The 17,306-nt window shown below is 69.8% G+C and carries 14 protein-coding genes; 8 read left to right on the forward strand and 6 right to left on the reverse strand.

Translation table 11 applies throughout. The features are described 5' to 3' along the window. Positions 1–27: 27 nt before the first annotated feature. The 4 genes from ACMTAK_RS49655 to ACMTAK_RS49670 all read right to left on the reverse strand — a co-directional run bounded on the left by ACMTAK_RS49655 (position 28) and on the right by ACMTAK_RS49670 (position 5,706). Complete coding sequence (locus ACMTAK_RS49655) at positions 28–1,215, reverse strand: ATP-grasp domain-containing protein (protein WP_413812301.1); 1,188 nt, start codon at positions 1,213–1,215, stop codon at positions 28–30. Positions 1,216–1,547: 332 nt separating this feature from the next. Beyond that, complete coding sequence (locus tag ACMTAK_RS49660; RefSeq protein WP_413812302.1) at positions 1,548–2,720, reverse strand: acyl-CoA dehydrogenase family protein; 1,173 nt, start codon at positions 2,718–2,720, stop codon at positions 1,548–1,550. 50 nt (positions 2,721–2,770) lie between these two features. Then, positions 2,771–4,846: an acetate--CoA ligase family protein gene (locus ACMTAK_RS49665; RefSeq protein WP_413812303.1), complete on the reverse strand. Its 2,076-nt coding sequence runs from the start codon at positions 4,844–4,846 to the stop codon at positions 2,771–2,773. Then, a complete protein-coding gene (locus ACMTAK_RS49670) occupies positions 4,843–5,706 on the reverse strand; it encodes an SDR family NAD(P)-dependent oxidoreductase (RefSeq protein ID WP_413812304.1) in 864 nt (287 codons plus the stop codon). The genes ACMTAK_RS49665 and ACMTAK_RS49670 overlap by 4 nt, the downstream gene beginning before the upstream one ends. 235 nt (positions 5,707–5,941) lie before the next feature. Here ACMTAK_RS49670 and ACMTAK_RS49675 point away from each other — a divergent pair, with 235 nt between their 5' ends. Both ACMTAK_RS49675 and ACMTAK_RS49680 read left to right on the forward strand, forming a co-directional pair. Next, positions 5,942–6,562, forward strand: a complete 621-nt coding sequence (locus tag ACMTAK_RS49675; protein ID WP_413812305.1) for a TetR/AcrR family transcriptional regulator — start codon at positions 5,942–5,944, stop codon at positions 6,560–6,562. Between the two features lie 754 nt (positions 6,563–7,316). Continuing rightward, positions 7,317–8,045 (forward strand): SDR family oxidoreductase, encoded by a 729-nt coding sequence (locus ACMTAK_RS49680; protein WP_413812306.1) that lies wholly within the window; start codon positions 7,317–7,319, stop codon positions 8,043–8,045. Between the two features lie 203 nt (positions 8,046–8,248). Here the strand turns inward: ACMTAK_RS49680 and ACMTAK_RS49685 are convergent, their stop codons facing one another. After that, the gene (locus ACMTAK_RS49685; RefSeq protein WP_413812307.1) at positions 8,249–8,695 is read right to left on the reverse strand and encodes a MarR family winged helix-turn-helix transcriptional regulator; all 447 of its coding nucleotides are present in this window, start codon (positions 8,693–8,695) and stop codon (positions 8,249–8,251) included. 100 nt (positions 8,696–8,795) lie between these two features. Here ACMTAK_RS49685 and ACMTAK_RS49690 point away from each other — a divergent pair, with 100 nt between their 5' ends. The 3 genes from ACMTAK_RS49690 (at position 8,796) to ACMTAK_RS49700 (ending at position 10,064) form a co-directional block, all read left to right on the forward strand. Then, positions 8,796–9,212: a nuclear transport factor 2 family protein gene (locus tag ACMTAK_RS49690; protein ID WP_413812308.1), complete on the forward strand. Its 417-nt coding sequence runs from the start codon at positions 8,796–8,798 to the stop codon at positions 9,210–9,212. Positions 9,213–9,492: 280 nt separating this feature from the next. Beyond that, a complete protein-coding gene (locus tag ACMTAK_RS49695; RefSeq protein ID WP_037955745.1) occupies positions 9,493–9,777 on the forward strand; it encodes a hypothetical protein in 285 nt (94 codons plus the stop codon). Continuing rightward, complete coding sequence (locus ACMTAK_RS49700) at positions 9,774–10,064, forward strand: hypothetical protein (protein WP_413812309.1); 291 nt, start codon at positions 9,774–9,776, stop codon at positions 10,062–10,064. The genes ACMTAK_RS49695 and ACMTAK_RS49700 overlap by 4 nt, the downstream gene beginning before the upstream one ends. Positions 10,065–10,128: 64 nt before the next feature. Here the strand turns inward: ACMTAK_RS49700 and ACMTAK_RS49705 are convergent, their stop codons facing one another. After that, a complete protein-coding gene (locus tag ACMTAK_RS49705; protein WP_413812310.1) occupies positions 10,129–11,088 on the reverse strand; it encodes an alpha/beta hydrolase family protein in 960 nt (319 codons plus the stop codon). A 687-nt stretch (positions 11,089–11,775) separates the two neighbouring features. Between ACMTAK_RS49705 and ACMTAK_RS49710 the strand changes: the two genes are divergently transcribed. The 3 genes from ACMTAK_RS49710 to ACMTAK_RS49720 all read left to right on the forward strand — a co-directional run bounded on the left by ACMTAK_RS49710 (position 11,776) and on the right by ACMTAK_RS49720 (position 17,025). Continuing rightward, positions 11,776–12,756: a formylglycine-generating enzyme family protein gene (locus ACMTAK_RS49710; RefSeq protein ID WP_413812311.1), complete on the forward strand. Its 981-nt coding sequence runs from the start codon at positions 11,776–11,778 to the stop codon at positions 12,754–12,756. Positions 12,757–13,132: 376 nt separating this feature from the next. Beyond that, the gene (locus tag ACMTAK_RS49715; RefSeq protein WP_413812312.1) at positions 13,133–15,400 is read left to right on the forward strand and encodes an arylsulfatase; all 2,268 of its coding nucleotides are present in this window, start codon (positions 13,133–13,135) and stop codon (positions 15,398–15,400) included. A 47-nt stretch (positions 15,401–15,447) separates the two neighbouring features. Next, positions 15,448–17,025, forward strand: a complete 1,578-nt coding sequence (locus tag ACMTAK_RS49720) for an amidase (protein WP_413812313.1) — start codon at positions 15,448–15,450, stop codon at positions 17,023–17,025. Positions 17,026–17,306 lie beyond the last annotated feature (281 nt).

Raw genomic sequence — 17,306 nt, forward strand, 5'->3', positions numbered from 1 at the left:
CTAGCAACCCTGAAACGCCATCGGGGCCTACCCGCCCGGGGACTGGACGTATCCGCCGCCGGCCTCATTGAACCGCACGATTTCCTCGATTGTCTGCTGGAGTTTCAGCTCATCCTGGTCGGATACGATGGCCTGCCCCACGCGGCCGTACGGGCCGAGCGGCGTGTCGGGTGACGAGGAATACTGGATCTCGTCGAAGCGGAAGTTGCGCTCGAAATCCTGTTGAGTGAGACTTCCGCTCTTCGGGCGGCGTAGCAGGATGTATCCGTAGAAGCGATCCGGGTCACCGCTGTTCAGTGGCTCGGACAGCTCTTCCCCCAGTGCGAGGCTGATCTCGACGTCAAAGAGGTCGACGCCGAATGTCAGCTTGTTGACCTGAGGGGACAGCGCGCCCGGGAGGCGGATGGCACACTCGCCGAACGTCAGCCCCGCGTCTTCCGTGAACGCTTCCAGATGGAATACGCAATCAGGTGCGTCGAGGCTTGCGAGTACCTGCCCGGCGAGCGTCTCCGCTTGCTGGAACAGCGTCGAACAGCGCCTTCTGTCCAAGATGTGGGCGGCCAGGACGCCGCCTTGTACGGCACTCAGCGGTGAGGTGTGGTTGCGACTCATGGACGACCACTGGAGATCGCCGTCCTTCCAGATGCCGTCCATGTAGACTTCCGAGGCGTCGATGAAGGACTCGGCGACGACCTCGACGTCCGACTGCCCGGTGAACAGGGTCAAGGCTCGCTCGTACTCTTCCGGGGACCGGACGATGGCCGTACGGAGGGCGCCGGCTCCGGTCGCCGGTTTGACCACGAAGACCTCTCCCAGATCGTCGGCGAGATCCTTGAACGACGTGCCCACGGAGACGTATCGGCAACGCGCTCGCCTGACGTGGGGCGGCAGCTTGCTCTTCTGCAGGTACTTGTCCCGGAAACGCAGAGTGGTCATTGAATTCGTATTGCCGGGAAGATTCAACTGCTGCCGCAGATAGGCCGCTCCGAATACGCCCATCTCATGTACGGTCAGTACTCCGGCCATATCGTCGAGTCGCGCGGAAAGTACTGCTCGCAATATTTCCTGGGCGTTCTCCATGTCGGTGACGTACTTGACGCCCCGGCCCTGCGGAGGGTTCACCGGCGCCTGCACGATATAGAAGGGCTCCAAGCCTCGGCGCCGCAGTGCCTCGTCCAGCCCGTCCCTATACCCGATGACAATCATCGTCGGCATTCGTGTCTCCCCCGATTACAACCAGCCAAAACTTTGAACATCATTCCACGGGAATGCGGAAGCGGAGCCTGTGATGTAGGTCACGGGTCAATCTTCGCGGTGGGGGTCGCTGTGCGTGCTTGTCATCGGAGATCTCCGTGGAACCCGCCGGGCAGGACTCGTTGGAACCCGCCCGGCGGGACGTGACTTAAGGCTGATGCGCGATGTCCGGCCTCCGCCTGGTGACCGGCGTGGTCCGGGTCGAGACCGGTACCGGCGGACGTGGCAGTGGGGTGCGCGGCGGCAGGGACCGTGGGCGTGGCCGTACGGCCCCTGCCGCCGAGAGGCGCCGGTCAGCTCCCGGCGGTGAAGGACAGCAGGTCGTCCAGGCCGCGCTTGCCGACCTCGTTGGCGATGACCAGCCGCTGGATCTCGGAGGTGCCCTCCCAGATCCGGTCCACCCGCAGCTCGCGCCACAGCCGCTCGACCGGAACGTCCCGCATGTAACCGCGGCCGCCGAAGATCTGCACACAGCGGTCGACGATCCGGTTGGACGCCTCGGAGGCGGCGAGCTTGGCGGTGGCGGCCTTGGCGTGCAGGGTCTTGCGGTCGCCACCCTGGTCGAACTCCCAGGCCACCTGGTGGGTGAAGGCGCGGTTGGTGGCGATCTCGGTCACCGAGTCGGCGATCATGCCCTGGATCAGCTGACGGTTCATCAGTACGTCCCCGCCCTGCTCACGCTCCTTCGCCCAGTCGACGGCCAGCCGCAGCGCGCGCTCGGCGGCGCCGATGGTGCGCGCGGCGATCATCAGCCGCTCCTCGGTGAACCAGTCCCGGGTCAGGTCGTACCCCTCGCCGATCCTGCCGAGGACGGCGTCCTGGCCGACCCGGACGTCCTGGAAGAGGAACTCGGGGTGTTCGTAGACGAAGGTGTGGGTGTAGCGCGGGGTGCGCTTGACCGACACGCCGGGGGTGTCCTTGTCGACGAGGAACATCGTCGGCTCGTTGTCCGGCTGTACGTAGGCCAGGACGATGAGGAAGTCCGCCGCGTCGCCCACGGTCACGAACCACTTCTCGCCGTTCAGGACATAGCCTTCGCCGTCCCGGGTGGCCGTGGTGCGGATCCGGGAGGGATCGGAACCGGCGTGTTCCTCGGTGATGGCCACGGCATCGCGGCGGCGGCCCTCGATGTCCGGGACGAGGTAGCGCTCGCGCTGCTCGGGAGTGCACGCGCTGAGGCAGTTGGCCGGACGCCACACCGCGTCCCACAGGGCGTTGGTCAGCTTGCCCAACTCGTCCTGGACGACGACCTGTTCGAGGATGGTCAGGCCCGCGCCGCCCCACTCGGCGGGCATGTTGATGGCCTGGAGGCCATGGGCCAGCACCTCCTCGCGGATGGCGGCGTGGGTTTCGGGCGGCAGACCGTTGTTGGCCTCGCACTCGTCCTCGAACTGCATGATCTTGCCGGTCAGGCCGGCGGCACGCTGCTTGAGTTCGAGCAGACGGGGGCTGAGGGCGAATTCCACGGTGTTCCTCCTGTTGATGTGGCGCGGGGGAGAGCTGTTGTGTGCCGGGGTCAGCCCAGGACGATGCGGGCGTCCAGGCCCTGGCATCCGCGCGGAGTGGCGAGCAGCGGATTGACCTCCAGCTCGGCGATCTCCGGGTGGGAAGCCGCCACGTCGGTGATGGCGGCGATGGTGTGGGCGAGTGCGTCGAGGTCGACGGCGGGCCGGCCGCGTACGCCGTACAGCAGGGCGGCGGAGCGCAGCCGGTCCAGCAGCTCACGGGCCTGTCCGGGGGTCAGCGGGGCGAGGGCGAAGTCCACGTCGCGCAGCACCTCGGTGGTGACCCCGCCGAGGCCGAGCATGGTGACCGGCCCGAAGCGGGGGTCGCGCCGGACGCCGGCGATCAGCTCGACACCGTCGCGCGGATCCGCCATGGCCTCGACGCAGTACCCCGGCGGGGACAGCCGCTCGGCCATGTCGGCGACAGCGGTACGGACCGCCGTGTCGCCCTCCAGCCCGAGCGCGACACCCCCGGAGTCGGACTTGTGCAGCAGGCCGAGCGCCTTGACCACGACCCTGCCGCCGATCTCACGGGACGCCGCCACGGCCTCGTCCACCGACGTGACCAGGCGCGCCGCCGGGAAGTCCACACCCGCGGCGCGGATCAGCTCGCGTGCGCTCCAGTAGCCGTCGTCCGTGACCGGTGGCGCCGGGGTGGGCAGGGGCCACAGCGCGGGGTCGGCGGCGGTGCGCCGGGCCAGCATTCCGAGGCTGCGGGCCGCCTCCTCGATGGCGCGGAAGACCGGGACGCCGCGCCGCTGCAACTCCTCGGCGGCATCGCTGTAGGGGTACATGGTGTGGACGGCCACCGGCTTGCAGCGGTCGCGCACCAGCTCGCCCATCTCGGCCGCGGTCTCGACCTCGGCGGCGGCGAGGGCGGCGCTGTACTCGCCGTAGCCGCCGAAGTATCCGGTGATCAGGACCGAGTCGGTGCCCGGCGCATCGAGCAGATCGCCCAGCACACGGGCGAAGGAGGTGACGTCCTTCTCGCCCATGCCCGCCAGGTCCACCGGGTTGCCCACCCCGGCCGACGGCGTCAGATGGTCACGCAGCCGCTGCGACAGCTCGGGGTCGAACTCCGACACGGACAGCCCGTAGCGCTCGGCCAGGTCACAGGCGACCGAGGCATGGCCGCCGCCGTCGGCGAGCACCGCCACCCTGCGGGCGGGGGCCGTGCCGAACAGGTGCAGCGCCTCCAGCAGGCCGGCCATCTGCCGGGGGCTGGCCACCCGGTCGATCCCGGCGGCCCGGCAGGCCGCGTCGATCACCGAGCTGTCGCTGACCAGCGCCCCGGTGTGCGACTTGGCGCCGCGTACGGACGCCTCGCTGGCGCCGACCGTGAGCAGCGCCACGGGCTTGCCCATGGTGGTGGCCTCGGCGGCCGCGGCCACGAAGTCCCGTCCGTCGCCGAAGTCCTCGCTGTACACCGCGATCAGCTTGGTCTCCGGATGCACGGTGTAGGCACGGATGAGGTCGGCCACGGTGAGATCGGCCTGATTGCCGAGCGAGGCGAAGCGGGAGAGGCCGAGCCCCCGCTCGGAGAGGATCCGGCTGAGCTCCAGGGCCATGTTGCCGCTCTGCGAGATCAGGCCCACCGAGCCGGGCGGCAGCGGATTGGAGGACAGATACAGCTCGCTGCCGCTGTCCAGGACGCCCAGGCAGTTCGGGCCCAGCAGCACGGCCCCCGCCTCGCGCACCCGCCGGGCCAGCGCCGACTGCCGCGCCTCGCCCTCCGTGCCGAGCTCCGCGAAGCCCGCGGTGATGCCGACGATGGCGCGCGCCCCGGCGGCGAGCGCGTCCTCGACGGCCGACTCGAACCCGGCCGCCGGGACGGCGATCACCGCGAGGTCGGCGCGCTGGGGGAGTTCGGCCATGGAACGGTAGGCGCGTTCGCCGAGCACCGGTTCACCACGGCGGTTGACCAGGTACACCGGGCGGCGCCCCCGACTGCGCAGCGCCTGCACACTGATCCAGTTGCCCCACTTGGTCTGGTCGTTGCTGGCTCCGACGACGGCGACCGCGTTCGGTGCGAAGAGCGGTCCCAGGTCGCGTCCGGGAACGCGCCGCTCAGTGGCGGAGAGGCTCATGGGTTGTCCTTAGGGGACGAGTCCGGCGTGGTGAGGTGGTGGGGTACGTCGGGTACGGGGTGACCGGCACCCCAGGCATCGGCTCCGCCGTCGACGGCGACGGTCGTGCCGGTGATGTACGAGCCCTGCGGGGAGGCGAGGAAGGAGATGAGGCCGGAGACGTCCTCGGGCCTGCCGAGCCTGCCGAGCGGCACCGACCTCTCCCAGCGCTCCCGGTCCTCCGGTGTGTAGTGGTCGTCCAGGCCCCCGGTGGCGATGGTGCCGGGGGCCACGCACACGGTACGAATGCCGTACCGGCTCCACTCCAGGCTGGGCCCGGCCGCGAGGTTCTCCACCGCGGCCCGCGCGGAGGCGGCATGGGCGAAGCCGGGGATGCCGCGGCGCGGGGAGAAGGCGATGAAGAACACCGCGCCCGAGCGCCGCGGAATCATCGCCCGGCGGGCGACCTCGCGGGTCATCACCCATGTGGCGTCGACGGCGAGCCGGTGCACGGCCCGCCAGCCGCCCGGGCCGATCTCCTCGGCCGGCGCGGAGAACTGTCCGCCCGCGTTGTTGACCAGGACGTCGATGCGTCCGTACGCATCGAGCGCGCGGTCGACGACCGCGGTGACGCGGGACTCCTCGCGGATGTCCGCGAGCACCGTGACGCAGGAGCCGCCGAGGGCCTCGATCTCCTTGGCGGCCTCCGTCAGGGGCTCCGGGCGGCGCCCGCAGATCACGACGCGCGCGCCGCCGGCGGCCAGGTCCAGGGCGGTGGCCCGGCCGACGCCGGTGCCCCCGCCGGTCACCAGCGCGACCTTGCCGGTGTGGACATCCGGCCGTAGTCCGCTGACCGGCGGCACGGGTTGGTCAGTGCGCACAGAGCCTCCTCGAGCCGTGTGCCGAAGGTAGGGGCGCCAAAGGTTTGACTGATGCGTCAGTTAGCCCTCTCGTCGAGACCGGCGTCAAGGGGTGGCGACCAGAAATTCCCCGTGGCGGAAGGGGGTTCATCGCGGACCCGGGACTTGCCCAGAAACTGACGCGTCAGTCAGAATGGCCGGACGCTGGGCGCCGGCGCAGTCGGGGAACCAGGACCCAGGACCACGGGGAGACGATGTGACCACAGGGACGAAGGCCGAGCCCAGGAGCGATGAGGACCGCAGGGCGAGAATCCTCGACGCCACGTGGCAGCTGATCGCCGAGCGCGGCTTCCACGCCGTGCGCATCGCCGACATCGCCAAGGTCTGTGGTACCAGCACCGGCACGGTGCACTACTACTTCCCCGGGAAGAACGACGTTCTGGCGGAGGCCCTCAAGTACTGCGTCGACCGGGCGTTCGCCCGCCAGTCAACCCGACTGCGCGCCGTCCACAACGCACACGAGCGGCTGCTGAAGCTGATCGACATGCAGTTGCCACGGGTCGGCCAGGTCCGGGACGAGTGGGCCATCTGGCTCCAGTACTGGGCCGAGGCCACGATCCGCCCCGAATTCCGCCCGGCCCACAACGAGTACTACGCACGCTGGCAGGAAACCGTCCGCAGGATCGTCCAGCGCGGCCAGCGGCAGGGCATCTTCCGCGCGGACGCCGACCCGCACCTCGTCGCCCTGCGCCTGACCGCCCTCACCGACGGCGCGGCCATCCAGGTGCTGACCGGAGTTCCCGGCATGACCATCGGGACCATGCGCGAGCTCCTGGTGGATTTCGTCCACCAGGAGCTCGTGGCAGGCACACGCTGAGCCGGACACGGCACGAGGCCGCACGGCATCCCGGACATCGTCATCACCCATGACGCCTATGGCGGGCTGACCGGCCATCCGGACCATGTCCACACCCACAGGGTGACCACGCTCGCGGTCGAGGCCGCCGGGCTGGACCGGCTCTACCCGGACACCGGTGTTCCCTGGCGGCCGAGAGCCCTCTACCTGGCCACGCACCCACACTCCGCCGCACGGGCGCTGGGCGCCCGCCTGGTCCGGGATGGCAGAGCGATGTACAGCGTCCCCGACGAGTGGGTCAACGCAACGGTCGATGTCCGTCCTGGCTCGACCAGAAGATCCGGACCCACCTCACGTAAGTGGCCCTCACCGACGGGGGATGCGGTGAGGGCCACCCACAGTCTGGCACGACAGAGGCGCGGAAGCGCACGTTCCGAGCGAGACAGGCGCATATATCTACAACCGGAACTCGACGGCCCGCACGACGGCGGCGGTCCCGGCCACCGTCACGGTGATCACCTGGACGCCCACCTCGCGTCCCTTCACCCGCGCCGCTCGACCGGGCCGACCATGGCGTCCAGGCCGCCTTGCGCGGCGAACGTGTTGGCGGCGGTGGTGAACGGGGAGCCCGGTGGCCGAGCGTGCTGGCGCCCCGGAAGCGGTCCCGCCGCGGCCCGTGGACGGCCTTGGACGGAACGTGTTCGAGCTCGGCGCATGGAATGCCGTATTGGGGTTATCTGTCTCTTTACGGATATATCCTGACGAAAGGCCTGTTATGAAGTTCGCGGTCATCGGCGGTACCGGGCTCATCGGGTCGCAGGTCGTCAAGAATCTGAAGGCCGCCGGGCATGAGGCGGTGCCGCATTCGCCATCCACGGGAGTCGACATCATCAGCGGTCAGGGGCTGGATGAGGCGGTGGCGGGGGCCGATGTGGTCGTCAACCTTGCGAACTCCCCGACCTTCGACGAGGCCTCCCTGGCCTTCTTCCGGACTTCGATGGACAACACGCTGGCCGCGGCCCAGAAGGCCGGTGTCGGCCACTTCGTGATCCTGTCGATCGTCGGCGTGGACCAGGTGCCGGAGCTGGACTACTACCGGGCCAAGGCGCTCCAGGAGGAGATCCTCGCGGCCGGGCCGATCCCGTACTCGATCGTCCGGGCGACGCAGTTCATGGAGTTCATGGACGCCACCATGTCCTGGACCGCCGACAGCGAGACCGTGCGGCTGCCCGCCACGCCGATCCAGCCGATCGCCGCCAAGGACGTGGCCGCGGCGGTGACGGATGTGGCCCAGGGTCCCCCGCTGCGCGGCATTCGCAACATCGCGGGACCCGAGGTCTTCCCCCTGGACGAGCTGGGCCGGATCACCCTGGCCTCCAAGGGTGACAACCGCACCGTCGTCACCGACCCGACCGCCGGCATGTTCGGCGCCGTCAAGGGCGATGTCCTCACCGACACGGGCGCCGACCTCGCCCCGACCCGCTACGCCGACTGGCTCTCCTGACCCGCGCGCGCCGCTACGGGGTGTCCGGCGGGCCATGCGGCGGAGCCGCGTATCGATGCCTTCCCCTCCCCGTCCCTTCCCGTTACCAGGGGCTTCGCCGTGGGCCCCGGGGTCTGTGGGGGCGAAGCCCCTCCATGCGGCGGAGCCGCGTATCGATGCCGCGAGAAGGGGCGAGGAGGGGAGCGGCCCCCGTCGCGACCGGCCTATGCGGTGAAGGGCCCGTGGTCGACGAAGCGGTGCAGCTGGCGGGCGAAGGTCTGGGCTTCGTCCGGTGGCCAGGAGGTGAGGGAGTCCTCGATGTGCGCGGCGAGGCGCTGCCGGGTCGTTTCGACCGCCGCTTGCCCGGTATCGGTCAGGGCGAGCAGGGTGGCGCGCCGGTCGGCGGGGTCGGGCTCGCGGCGTAGCAGACCGGCTTCCTCCAGGCGGGTCGCGCGGCGGGTGACGCCGGAGCGGTCCAGGCCGATCTCGTCGGCGAGACCGGCGGCGCTGCGCGGGCCGGTGCGGGCGAGCCCGCTGAGTACGGGGTAGGTCACCTCGTCCACGGCCTCGCCCAGGCCCTCGGTCAGGCGTCGGTAGATCTGTTCACGGGTGCTGCGCTTGAGCAGCGTTCCCAGCGCGTCGGCGATCTCGTGTCCCACGTCGGTCGGCATGACTCAAGCCTAGCGTGCGCGACGCACGCAATATGCGGTACGGTGCTAGTGCGTGCTCGGCGCACGCAGTTTTGGACCTCCGAAACCGAAGGACACCGTCATGGCCACCGCCGCCTCCGCCCAAACCTCCCGTACCGACATCACCACCGCCCTCACCGACCTGCTCTTCACGCCCGGTCTCGAACTGGCCGAGGCCGCCGACCGGCACTTCGCCCCCGACTACCGTCAGCGCACCGACGGCCGCTGGGACGACCGCGGGGAGTTCATGGCCCACATCGCCCACCTGCGCACGGTCGTGGCCGACGGATCGGTTCAGGTCCTCGACGAGCTCGTACAGGGCGACCTGTACGCGGACCGTCATGTCATCGACGTCGTCAAGACCGACGGCTCCACCGTGCGCACGGAGGTCTACCTCTTCGCCGAGTTCGCCCCTGACGGGCGGTTCCGCCGCATCGAGGAGACCACCCTCATGCTCGAGGGCGCCGACGCCGACCGGAACCTGGGCAGCGCTCGCTGAGGCCGCTGGACCCCGTAGCGCCGCGGCGGTACGGGGCCGCTGTCTCCCCTGTGGGGGAACGGTGGCCGGGGCCGCCCGGGCCGTGCGGTGCCGCGGCCGAGCCGCCCAGCGGGGGAGCGGGCCACCAGCTGCCGTGCCAACGGTGGAGCGGCCCACCGGCTACCCTGATCTCCCACTACGCCCCATGGAGCACGCGTCCTGCGAGAGAATGACCCGAGCGAAGGCGTCCCGACCGGGGGCCGCCGACCGTCACACCGTATGCGGGAAAGGGAACTCGGAGATGAGCGCACAGCCCGAACACCCCACCGACCGCAGGATCCCGGCCATCCCGAACACGATCAACGGCATCGGCGACGCGCTGACCGGAGCGAACCGGGCCCAGTTCTACGCCGAGGTGCTGGCCGCCGAAGAGGAAACCGTTCCGGGCGTCATGCGCAAGTGGTGGAAGGCGGCCATGCTCGACCGCGCCCCCGGCGCCGCGGAAAGCCGCTCCCACGCCGCCGCCGGCACCCGCCTGGTCTCCGTGGACGATCTCGCCGACCGGCTGGAGGGAATCACCCGATGAGCCCCCGGCCGCGCGGCGGCTGGACGGCGTGGACCGAGGAGATCCCCGCCCGGACACTGCTCGACATGCCACCTGACCTTTCCAAGAAGGTGGTGAACTTCCTGAGCGCGCTGGCCCTTGAAGTCGGTGGCGCGCTCGACCGCGACCGACAGCCCCCCGGCGATCCCATGGACGACCTCGGCGCCCGGTACAGCCTGCAGATCGGCGGCGAGCCGGTCGTCTTCGAATACGTCGTCGTCCCCGAACTCCGTGAGATCCGCGTCCCGGTATTGGTCTGGTTCCGCTGATCTCCCGAGGGGGGCCCGGCGGGGCCGGGTGCTGACGCGGGCCCCTTGCCGCCGCCTTCCCGGCCTACTTCGATTCGACTCGTCCGAGCGGGCTGGGACCGGCCGCCAGCGCGTCGCACGCCGTCTGCCACGCGGAATCGCCGGGGTTGAGCTGGGTACGGAGGTAGGCCCAGGTGAGCCGCTGGACCGCGGACACGCGCTCGGGGCTTTCGTCCGTGGTCTCGGCGACGTCATAGCCGGAGACCCCGCCGAGCCCGTGCTCCGCGTCGTGCAGCGTGAGCAGGGACTTGGGGCCGGGGGAGAGGAAGTACGGATCGGTGTGCCACTCCGGGCCCCGGACCGTCAGGTGGGGAGAGGCGTCCTTGTCACCGGCGACCACGAGCGCGGGCGCGGTCATCTTGGAGAAGTCCGTGGTCAGGAAGAAGGGGAAGTTCTCGGCCGTGGACTCGGTGAGGGCATCGCCGCCCCTGCCGGGCGCGGCAAGCAGCACACCCGCCGTGATCCGGGGCTCGGCCAGGTCCACTTCCGTTCCGTCCTCCGGATCGGTGAGCCGGGCACCCAGCAGCAGGCTCGCCGTGTGCCCGCCCATCGAGTGCCCGGCCACGGCCACCTTGCTCCGGTCAACGCGCCCGACGAGCTGTGGAACGGCGGCCTCGATCACATCGAGTTGGTCGAGGACGCGCGTCATGTCCTCGGCCCGCGATCGCCAGAACAGCGGCGCGCCGGGGGTGTCGGGGTCCAGGGTCAGCGTCCGTGAGCTCAGATGGGTGGGCTGGATCACGACGAAGCCGTGTGCGGCCCAGAAGTTGGCGAGCGGGGCGTATCCGTTCAGCGAGGAGAGGTGGTTCGAGTAGCCCTGGCCGTGCGAGAGGAGGATGACCGGCAGGTCGGCCCCGGTCACGGGCGCGGAGACGCGCACTTCCAGGTCCACCGCTCGGCCGGGAGCCGGCAGCACCACGGGGCTGATCGAGAGGACGGGAGTGGGCGAGCCAAAGGCGTCGGCCGCGTATGTCGATTCACTCATGAGGTGCGCGTATCCCTTCAATGGCCTCTGCCGCCGGTCCCGTTCGGCCGGGGCGGGTGAGGCGATCAGGAGCGTCCGGCTTCGGGCAGCGCCGAAAACGGATCGTCGTTCCGATTAATGTACGGAGCGACGTTCCGTTTTGTCAAAGCGGTTGACCGCGAAGTGTGCGCGACGGACTCATCGACGATCCGGGCGCTGCGGGAGTCCACAGCCGCCTCCACGAGTTCCCTCCACCGCGCGTCGGCGATGTGCGGCTGCGGCCGCAGCAGACTCACCGCCGCGCCGTCCAGCTCCGTACGGCCGTTGGTGCGGTACGGCGACGGCTGACCCGCCACCGTGTGCCAGCGGCGCCCGGTGTCCAGTCAACTGGTCGGCGCCTGGGTCGGCACACCAGATCGCCCCCGCCGGGAAGCCGCCGACGGCCTCGGCGCGCGCCGCCACGAACCCCTCCGGCACGCCCCGATCCTCGGCGGCGACGGGCCGTACGGCGGCGGCGAGCCGGGCCTTCTCCGGCGGCGCCGCGGGCGCGTTGGTGGCCACGCTCACCACGTCCGACCAGCGCTCGCAGCTTGGCGGCCGTACCGGCGCCCGCCCCGGCCGCCGATCGGGGCGGGCACGCCGGGCCGTACGCTCGATCCGACGGAGAATGTCTGGTCAGCCGGGTGAGGAACAGCGGTCGGAGGAGCGATGTCAGGCGCATGTTGTGCCCCCACGTCCGGGGGCGGCGAGGAGATTCCCGGAGCGCCCGCCGTGCGGGTCCGGGCCCCGGAGCGGGACCGGGCGCAGGGGCTGCGCGCCATGCTGCGCATCCCCGGAGGGACGTATTCGATGGGAGGTGACGACGCCGACGCGTTTCCCGAGGACGGTGAGGGCCCGGTCCGGGAGGTGCGGCTGTCACCGTTCCTCATCGACGCGACCACCGTCACCAACAGGCAGTTCGCGGCGTTCACGCGCAGCAGCGGCTACCGGACCGACGCCGAGCGCCACGGCTGGTCCTTCGTGTTCTACGCACTCGTCCACCCCGACGCCCGGCGCATGGTGCGCGACGGCACGGTGGCGGAGGCGCCCTGGTGGCTCGCGGTCGACGGGGCGTGCTGGCGGGCCCCCTACGGGCCGGGGTCGTCATGGACCGAGCTGTCGAACCACCCCGTCGTCCACGTCTCCTGGCGCGACGCCTCCGCCTATGCGGCGTGGGCGGGCAAACGCCTGCCCACGGAGGCGGAGTGGGAGATGGCGGCGCGTGGCGGCCTGGAGCGCGCCCGCTACCCCTGGGGGGATGAGCTCCTGCCTCGGGGACAACACCGCTGCAATATTTGGCAGGGACAGTTCCCGCAGGTCAACACCGGTGACGACGGGTATCTGGGAACCGCGCCGGTCAAGACCTACCGAGCCAACAACTTCGGCCTGTACAACACGTCCGGCAATGTGTGGGAATGGTGCTCCGACTGGTGGAGCACCACATGGCACGCGGCCGACCGCCCGGAGACCCGCCGGGACCCGGCCGGACCTCCCACCGGGGAGGCGAAGGTGATCCGCGGCGGCTCCTATCTGTGCCACGCGTCGTACTGCAACCGCTACCGCGTCGCCGCGCGCACGTCCAACACACCGGACAGCAGCACCGGCCACATGGGGTTCCGCTGCGCGGCGGACCTGCCCCCGTCGCCCTGATGGATCGCTGACGGAGCCCTGACGGACCGCTCCCGACCGCCTCCGCCCTCAGGGATCGGGGCCGCGCCGGGACGGTGCGGTGATCGGCCCTGGTGAGGGGCGGGTTGGCAGGCGAACCGCCGCCCGGAGAGGGACGCACAGACACGGGGTGGCGGTGGTCGGCACATGGTTGACACGGGGGCATGAGCAGGCCAAACTTGCACCCAACCTACTGGTAAGACCAGTTAACTGGAGTCTTCTTCGGGACGGCCTGTCGGCCGCGTCAAGTCTTCGGACTCCGCCCGTCCGACCGCCGCGCCGCTCAGCAGATGTCATGAGTGCGGACCCGCTGCCGGCACAGCGCACGTTCGAATCTCCATGCAAAGGAGCGTCCTGGATGACCAACGCCTCTCCGCGTCCGCCGTCCGCGAACGGTACTTTCCAAGGCAAGATCGGCACGACCTACGAGGAGTCCACCCCGTGGTGGCCCGATCAGCAGGCGCCCCCCGAGGACACGCCCAATGTCGTGGTGATCGTGCTCGACGACGTCGGCTTCTCCGACCTCGGCTGCTTCGGCTCGGACATCGACACCCCGGCCATGGACGCCCTCGCCACCGGCGGCCTTCGCTACGCGAACTTCCACACCACCACGCTGTGCTCGCCGACCCGTGCTTCCCTGCTGACCGGCCGGAACCACCACTCCGTCGGTATGCGCATGCTGTCCAACTTCGACACCGGCTTCCCCAGCGGCCGCGGACAGATCACCAAGTCCGCCGCGATACTGCCCGAGGTGCTGCGCGACGCCGGCTTCAACACCATGGCCGTGGGCAAGTGGCACCTGGCGCCGATGGAGCAGACCACCGCCTCCGGGCCGTACACCCAGTGGCCGCTGTCCCGCGGGTTCGAGCGCTACTACGGATTCCTGGAAGCCGAGACGGACAGCTTCTATCCGGAGCTGTTCCACGACAACCACGCCGTGGATCCGCCGAAGAGCCCGGAAGAGGGCTATCACCTCAGTGAGGACATCGTCGACCGGGCGATCGAATTCGTCAGGGACCAGACGTCGGTCACTCCGGAGAAGCCCTTCTTCATGTACATGGCGTTCGGCGCGGCGCACGCCCCGCACCAGGCCCCCCAGGAATACCTGGAGAAGTACCGGGGCCGGTTCGACCACGGTTGGGACGTCGAGCGCGCCACCCGCCACGCCCGCCAGATCGAACGGGGCATCCTGCCACCCGGCACCGAACTGGCGCCGCACAACCCCGGGGTCCTTCCCTGGGACGAACTGCCGGAGGACGAGAAGAAGCTGTCCGCACGCCTCCAGGAAGCCTACGCGGCGATGGTCGACCACACCGACCACCACATCGGCCGGTTCATGGAGTTCCTGGAGCGGATAGGCCGGATGGAGAACACCATCACCATCCTGCTCTCGGACAACGGGGCAAGCCAGGAAGGCGGGCAGCAGGGTTCGCTCAACCCCACCGCATATCAGAACGGTTTGCCCGAGGACTTCGAGGAGATGCTCGCGCGGATCGATGAGATCGGCACCACACGCGCTCATGCCAACTACCCCTGGGGGTGGGCACAGGCGGGCAACACGCCGTTCAAGCGCTACAAGCAGAACACCCACGAAGGCGGCGTCCGCTGCCCGCTCATCGTGCAGTGGCCCCGGGGGCTGCCGCGTACCGGCGAGATCAGGCAGCAGTTCCACCATGTCACCGACATCGCCCCGACCCTTTTCGAACTGCTCGGTCTGGAAGCTCCCGCGAGCTACAACGGCATCCCGCAAATGCCGATCCACGGTGTCAGCATGGGCTACACCTTCGACTCGCCGACCGCGCCGACGCGCAAGGAAGCCCAGCACTTCGAGATGTTCGGGCATCGCGCGATCTGGCACGACGGCTGGAAGGCCGTCGCCTACCACGAACGCGGAACGTCCTTCGACGCGGACCAGTGGGAGCTCTACCACCACGACACCGACTTCTCGGAATGCAACGATCTGGCGCAGGCGCGGCCCGAGCAACTACAGAAGATGATCTCCCGCTTCTGGGTGGAAGCAGGAAAATACGATGTGCTGCCGCTGGACGACCAAGGATTCGCCCTCCGGGCGAAGATTCCGCGTCCCGGCTCTCCGCGCAAGCGCACCACCTTCACCTACTACCCCGGCATGGCCCATCTGCCCGGTGCCGCGGTGCCACCGGTGATGAACCGCGCACACCGCATCACCGCGTTCGTCGACCGGGCCACCGCGTCGGACGAAGGTGTCCTGGTGTCCCTGGGCAACATCAGCAGCGGATACGTCCTGTACGTCAAGGACAACCGGCTGGTCTACGAGTACAACTTCCTCGGCACCCGGTACACGGTGACCTCGGAGGAAGAACTCCCGACCGGCCCGGCGGAGCTGACCTTCGAATTCGTCAAGACCGGTGACATGCGGGGCGTTGGACACCTGTACGTGTCAGGAAGGCCGGTCGGCGACGAGGTCATTCCGCGGGTCCTCCCGCACTTCTTCGGATGGCAGGGCCTCGACGTCGGCCGGGACACCCTGTCGCCCTCCTCACCGAGCTATGACGGCGAATTCGCGTTCACCGGAAAGTTCGAGAAGCTCGTCTTCACGGTCGCGCCGGACGAAGAGGGCGAGGAACCCTTCGAGCGAATCGACTGATTCGCTCCCGCTCACCTCCTCCAGTTCCACGCACCCAAGGAGCAGCGATGACACTTGCGCCACTTTCCCTCGACGCGGTCAGGCGAGCCGCGGAGAACGCCGGCCTCACGATGGACGACGACGAGCTTCGGATGATGCTCACCCTCGGACAGGGCGCGCTCCGGGCGTGCGAGCGGCTGGATGAGGTGAGCGGCCACCAACCGCCGGTCCGCTACCCCAGGGCGGGGTCGCAGCGGCCGGACGCGAAGGACAATCCGCTGAATGCGTGGGCAGTCCGCTGCGATGTGCGAGGGGCTGCCACCGGGCGGCTGGCGGGCCGGACCGTGGCGCTGAAGGACATGATCCCGGTGGCCGGCGTTCCGATGGGCGGTGGGTCCCAGCTGCTGCGGGGGCATACACCCTCCTACGACGCGACCATCGTCACCCGGGTACTTGACGCCGGCGGCCGGATCACCGGCATCGGGACGACAGAAGACCTGTGCCTGTCGGGTGCGAGCGTCTCCTCCGCCGACGGGTTCGTCCGCAACCCGTGGGATACCTCCCGATCCGCCGGAGGCTCCTCCAGCGGCGTCGCGGCACTGGTCGCCAGTGGTGCCTGTGACATCGGAATCGGCGCCGACCAGGGCGGTTCGATCCGGATCCCGGCCGCGCAGTGCGGTATCTACGGGCTGAAGCCCACCTACGGCCTGGTGCCTTACACCGGCTGCTTGCCGATTGATCCCAGCATCGACCACGTCGGGCCGATGGCGAGGACCGCCCGGGACCTCGCGGCGCTGCTCGAAGTGATCGCGGGTTTCGACGGCGGTCTCGACCCGCGCCAGCGGTCGCAGACCACCGTACCGGCATACGGCGAAATGCTCGGGGAATCGCTGCGGGGGCTGCGCGTGGGCGTGCTCGCGGAGGGATTCACCGCCGATGAAGCGCGGAGCGCCGTTGATGAGACCGTACGGGCGCGCGTGGCTCTGCTGGCCTCGCTCGGTGCCGAGATCGTCGACGTCTCGGCGCCGCTGCACTCCTACGCGATGGACATCCACTCCTCGGTGCTGCTGCAGGGTGGGGCGCAGTTCATGCTGAAGGGCAACGGGATCGGGCTGCCCGGCAAGGGTTTCTACGACGCCGAGGTGGCGTTGGCGGCGGCCCGCGGCCGGGCGCTCCACTCCGATCTGCTGTTCGCCAGCGTCAAATACGCGGCTGCCGTCGGCGGTTACCTGTGGGATGTCTACGGCGGCCACTACTACGCCAAGGCGCAGAACCTGGCGATACGCCTGCGTCAGCAGTACGACCGGCTACTCGAGGACGTCGACGTCCTCGTCCTGCCCACCGTCCGTACCACAGCGCCGCCGCTGCCCGATGCCGACGCCTCGGTGGTCGAGCTGACCGAACTGGCCCTCGACCCCGAACTCATCGCGAACACCTGTGCGTTCAACCACACCGGGCACCCCGCGTTGAACGTCCCCGCCGGTCTGGTCGACGGTCTACCGGTCGGCATGATGCTCGCGGGCCGCCACGGTGATGACGGGGTGGTCATCCGCGCGGCGCACGCACTGGAGCTGAACCACGGTCTGGCCGAGGCTCCGCCCGGGGGAGCGGCGGACAGCGCCGACGCCCAGCTCGCCCGAGCCTGACGCCGCGACCCGCGGGAGAACTCAGCGGCATGGTTCGTTCCCACCACTGGGCGGACGGCCCGCCCCCGGCCGACGGTGCCTTGCCCCTGGCACCACGGCCCGCGGGGCAGCCGTTGCGGGAGGGGATCCGTCGCGGCAGGACAGCCGCCGTACAGCCTTCCCGCAACACGCGGCCCCGGTGACCGCTCACCACAACGTACCGCTACACCCCCGGACGCGGTGCCTCCCATCGCACCCGACGCAGGCTGCGAGAAGGCTGATTCGCGCCGCGCGACTTTCGC

It is taken from the genome of Streptomyces lacaronensis, from assembly GCF_047337785.1.
GTDB classification, from domain to species: Bacteria; Actinomycetota; Actinomycetes; order Streptomycetales; family Streptomycetaceae; genus Streptomyces; species Streptomyces lycopersici.

What these genes read in the sequence shown, in the direction of transcription:
- ACMTAK_RS49655 (WP_413812301.1), bottom strand. Translation starts at nt 1,215, where the DNA reads ATGCCGACGATGATTGTCATCGGGTATAGGGACGGGCTGGACGAGGCA.
- ACMTAK_RS49665 (WP_413812303.1), bottom strand. Translation starts at nt 4,846, where the DNA reads ATGAGCCTCTCCGCCACTGAGCGGCGCGTTCCCGGACGCGACCTGGGA.
- ACMTAK_RS49680 (WP_413812306.1), top strand. Translation starts at nt 7,317, where the DNA reads ATGAAGTTCGCGGTCATCGGCGGTACCGGGCTCATCGGGTCGCAGGTC.
- ACMTAK_RS49685 (WP_413812307.1), bottom strand. Translation starts at nt 8,695, where the DNA reads ATGCCGACCGACGTGGGACACGAGATCGCCGACGCGCTGGGAACGCTG.
- ACMTAK_RS49690 (WP_413812308.1), top strand. Translation starts at nt 8,796, where the DNA reads ATGGCCACCGCCGCCTCCGCCCAAACCTCCCGTACCGACATCACCACC.
- ACMTAK_RS49695 (WP_037955745.1), top strand. Translation starts at nt 9,493, where the DNA reads ATGAGCGCACAGCCCGAACACCCCACCGACCGCAGGATCCCGGCCATC.
- ACMTAK_RS49700 (WP_413812309.1), top strand. Translation starts at nt 9,774, where the DNA reads ATGAGCCCCCGGCCGCGCGGCGGCTGGACGGCGTGGACCGAGGAGATC.
- ACMTAK_RS49705 (WP_413812310.1), bottom strand. Translation starts at nt 11,088, where the DNA reads ATGAGTGAATCGACATACGCGGCCGACGCCTTTGGCTCGCCCACTCCC.
- ACMTAK_RS49710 (WP_413812311.1), top strand. Translation starts at nt 11,776, where the DNA reads ATGTCAGGCGCATGTTGTGCCCCCACGTCCGGGGGCGGCGAGGAGATT.
- ACMTAK_RS49715 (WP_413812312.1), top strand. Translation starts at nt 13,133, where the DNA reads ATGACCAACGCCTCTCCGCGTCCGCCGTCCGCGAACGGTACTTTCCAA.
- ACMTAK_RS49720 (WP_413812313.1), top strand. Translation starts at nt 15,448, where the DNA reads ATGACACTTGCGCCACTTTCCCTCGACGCGGTCAGGCGAGCCGCGGAG.